This window comes from Nocardioides pelophilus (assembly GCF_014180685.1).
Taxonomy (GTDB): domain Bacteria; phylum Actinomycetota; class Actinomycetes; order Propionibacteriales; family Nocardioidaceae; genus Nocardioides; species Nocardioides pelophilus.
Window position 1 is genome coordinate 1 of the sequence record NZ_JACEHF010000212.1, and the last position, 3,813, is coordinate 3,813.

General features: G+C 74.8%; 4 protein-coding genes. 2 read left to right on the top strand and 2 right to left on the bottom strand.

The window, feature by feature from the left end:
- Positions 1-751 (top strand): helix-turn-helix transcriptional regulator (locus H0488_RS21235; RefSeq protein ID WP_183101207.1); only part of this gene is annotated, 751 nt, incomplete at its 5' end.
- A gap of 101 nt (positions 752-852) precedes the next feature.
- On the top strand, positions 853-2,289 hold the full coding sequence (locus tag H0488_RS21240) for a cytochrome P450 (RefSeq protein ID WP_312856471.1): 1,437 nt from the start codon (positions 853-855) through the stop codon (positions 2,287-2,289).
- A 77-nt stretch (positions 2,290-2,366) separates the two neighbouring features.
- Here H0488_RS21240 and H0488_RS21245 read toward each other — a convergent pair whose 3' ends face one another.
- Positions 2,367-2,810, bottom strand: a complete 444-nt coding sequence (locus H0488_RS21245) for a hypothetical protein (protein ID WP_183101208.1) — start codon at positions 2,808-2,810, stop codon at positions 2,367-2,369.
- Positions 2,807-3,637 (bottom strand): hypothetical protein, encoded by an 831-nt coding sequence (locus H0488_RS21250; protein ID WP_183101209.1) that lies wholly within the window; start codon positions 3,635-3,637, stop codon positions 2,807-2,809. Before H0488_RS21250 ends, H0488_RS21245 begins: the two co-directional genes overlap by 4 nt.
- Between the last annotated feature and the right edge of the window lie 176 nt (positions 3,638-3,813).

A 3,813-nucleotide genomic window follows, 5' to 3' on the forward strand; every position in this document is an offset into this window, starting at 1 on the left:
CGCCGCGATCGGCGCCTACGACGACGTCGTCGCGGTCCTGTCCCGGATCTGGAACGAACACTTCGCCGGCCGGGTCCGGCTCGCCGCCCAGACCCTGGGCGCGATCGCCTGCGCGCTCCCGGCAGCGAGCGCCGCCGAGCGCGGTCCGCTCATCGCCCGCGCCGACGTGCTGCGGGCCGACGGCGACCTGGTGGTGGAGCGGTTCACCGCCAGCAACGCGGCCTGGGGTCCCGAGGGGCGGGCCTGGGCGCTCCGGCTCGCTGCCGAGCACCTCCGGGTGCAGTGGCTGAGCGGCGTCGACGCACCGGCGCGCGACGAGCTGCTTGCCGCGTGGGCCGCCGCGGTCGCGGCGTTCGAGGAGTTCGGCAGCGTGCCCGAGCTGGCCCGCGCCCGCACGACGTACGCCGGCATCCTGCGGCTGCTCGGCGACACTGCTGCCGCGCGGACGCAGGGCGATCTCGCGCGCGAGGCTGCCCACCGGCTCGGTGCTGTCGTGCTGCTCGACGAGCTGAAGGCCTCCGGCAGCGCCCCCGTGCGGGCGACGCCGGGAGATCCGCAGCGACTGACCGCCCGCGAGCGCGAGATCCTCGCGCTCGTCGCCGAGGGCCGCAGCAACGGCGAGATCGGCCGCCAGCTGTTCATCAGCACCAAGACCGTGAGCGTCCACGTCTCCAACATCCTCGGCAAGCTCGGTGCGGCCGGGCGCACCGAGGCGGCGGCGATCGCCCGCAGGGACGGGTTGTTGGGCTGAGGTCTCGTGACGGTCGCTGCGCGACCTCCTCGACCAACGGGGGGCGGAAGATCCGACCACGGTAGGAACCGCAGCGGCCGTCGGCGGCGTACCGTCGAGGGGTGACCGCTGAGCTGACCGACGACGCCGGTGCCGACACTCGGCCGCTGACCATGCAGCGCTTCGAGCGCGGCACGGGCACCCTGATCGGCGACCCGGGCCGGGCGCCGATCCCGCGGTCCGCCCTGCCCCCGGGACCGCGCTGGCCGGCGCTCGTGCAGACGGTGGCGCTGATGCGGTTCCGCCACCAGTTCCACCCCTACCTCCACAAGAAGTACGGCGACGCGTACACCGTCCGGCTGATCCCTGGCGGGCGCCCGCTGGTGCTGTTCACCAACCCGGACGTGACGAAGGAGATCTTCGCCGCCGACCCCGAGGTCTTCCACGCGGGCAAGGGCAACGCTGTCCTCGGGCCGATCATGGGGGAGCACTCCCTGCTGCTGCAGGACGGCGCCGAGCACCACCGCGCCCGCAAGCTGCTGATGCCGGCGTTCCTCGGCAACGCTCTGCGCGGCTACCGGACGATGGTCGCCGAGGTCGCTGCCGAGGAGGTCGACAGCTGGACCGACGGCGAGGAGTTCGCCTCGCTGGACCGGATGAACGCGCTCACCCTCGAGGTGATCCTGTCCGTCGTCTTCGGCGTCAGCGACGAGCAGCGACTCGCCGCGCTGCGGCCGCGGGTGACCGCGACGGTCGACATCCGGCCCGCGATCCTGCTGGGGTGGGCCTACCCCTGGCTGCAGCGGTTCGGGCCCTGGCGGCGGACGGTCGACAACCAGATCGAGCTCGACCGGCTGATGTACGCCGTCATCCGCGAGCGGCGGGCGGCCGCCGACGTCGAGGACCGCAAGGACGTGCTGTCGCGCCTGATGACCGCCGGCGACCCCGAGCATCCCGACGACCGGCTCGACGACACCGAGCTGCGCGACCAGCTGGTGACCCTCCTCCTCGCCGGTCACGAGACCACCGCGAGCGCCCTGTCCTGGGCGCTCTACGAGCTCGGCCGCGACCCCGAGCTGCTCGCCCGCTGCCAGCGTGCCGCCGACGCGGGCGACGCCGCGGGGCTCGCCTGGCTGGAGGCCGTGCTCAAGGAGTCGATGCGGCTGCACCCGATCATCCCGATGGTCGTGCGCACCCTGATGAAGCCGGCCCGGGTGGGCGGCTTCGACCTGCCGGCCGGCACCACCGTCGGCCCGTCGATCGTGATGAGCCACCAGCTGCCGGCGAACTTCCCGGACCCCGACCGCTTTCTCCCGGAGCGCTTCCTGCCGGACCTGTCGGGCACCGAAGCCCCGTCGCTGCACGTCTGGATCCCGTTCGGCGGCGGTGTCCGGCGCTGCATAGGCGCCGGCTTCTCGCTGATGGAGGGCGCCGAGATCCTGCGCCAGGTCCTCGGCAAGTACGACGTCGCCGCGGTCGCCGACGACGTCCCCCGGGTCCGCAACATCACCAGCGTCCCGCGCAACGGCGCCCGGATCCGGGTCACCCGTCGGGGCTGATCGGGCGCTTCGTCGTACCTGAACTATCGGCCCTGTCTTCGCGCGAACGAGGGCCGGAAGTTCAGGTACGACGAGTCTCAGACCAGCCGCGGCAGTACGTCGACCGTGGCCGCGACATCCTCGAACAGGTCGCAGTAGGTGAGGTAGTCCTCGCGGGCGACCGAGCAGGTGAGGGTCACGCCCAGGCCGTCGACCAGCCAGGCCCACTGGTCGCACACCACGTCGGCGGCGCCGAACCGGTGGGCGAACCGGACGTAGGCGACCCGGTGGTCGCCGAGGTCGAACTCGTCGGCGTCCTCCAGGGCGAAGTCGACCAGCTGGGCGCGCAGGTCGAGCACGGCCTGGCCGCGCCAGACGGCGAGGTCGACGTCGACCGCGGAGCAGCGGAGAGCGATCTCGGGCGAGACGCCGCTGGTCGGCACCGACCGCGGCCGCGCGGCGAGGATCACGCCGTGCCCGAGGTCGCGCCGGGTGTGCCAGGTCCGCGGGACGGTCAGGGTCACGTCGTTCTCGGTGATCATGTGAGGACTCCCTCGAAGCCGTCGGGACAAGGGGCGTGCGCAGCAGGCAGGGGGAGCAGCAGCGGTGGCGGGAGCGGCGCCGACGACGCAGCCACCATCGGGAGCGGGTACGTCGGCCGAGGTGCCGGGTCGGACCCCGGCCCCGGCCCCGGGGCCGGAGCGGGGAGGTCGGGCGACGTCGTCGGGATCGTCGGAGCCGCAGGCGCGGGCGGCGGTGCCGGAGGCGGTGCCGGCGGCGGGGCCGGCGGCGGGGCGGTCGGCGGGGCGGTCGGCGGGGCGGTCGGCGGGTCGGTCGGCTGGGCGACACGCGGTGGCAGGTCGTCGACGGGGATCGCGGGGGCGAGCGGGCCGGTGGTGGACCGTTGGACCGCTCGCCACCACGCGGCATCCGCAGCCTGCGCCTCGGCGTGAGCACCGGTCGCGCGGGCCTCGAGCCGCTCGTAGGCCGCGTCGATCGGTGTCTCCGGCACCGGGGTCCAGAGGACCTGCTCGTCGGCGGTGACCTCCAGCCCCGCCTCCAGCGCGGCGTCGCGGACCCGACCGAGCTCCCGCCGGACGCCCGCGATCCGGGTCGCGTAGTCGTCGAGGGCCGCGGCCAGCGCGTGCACGTCGTCGGCGACGCCCCGCGCCTCCGCGCCGAGCACCGCCGACGCCGCGCGGTAGCTCCCCGCGGCGACGCCGCGGAAGTGCTCACCGGGCGTCGCGGCCTGGCCGTCGAGGAAGTCGGCCGCGTGCGCGGCCGCGCGGGCGACAGCGCGCAGCGCGTCGGCGGCCTCGTGGCACGGAGCGGCGTCGGGCGGGAGCGCGACGCTGAAGGACCAGCCCACACCTCACCGCCACTCCGTGGCCGACAGGACCACGAACCTGAGGCTCACCTCGGCGTCGACCGCCTCCGCCTCGTGGACGAACGCCTGCAGGCTGCGGCCGTTGGCGGCGAGTCGTGCGGCGAGCCGCCGCACCCGCCGGACGAGCCGGTCCTGGGCGGGGCCGGCCGCGACCGCCG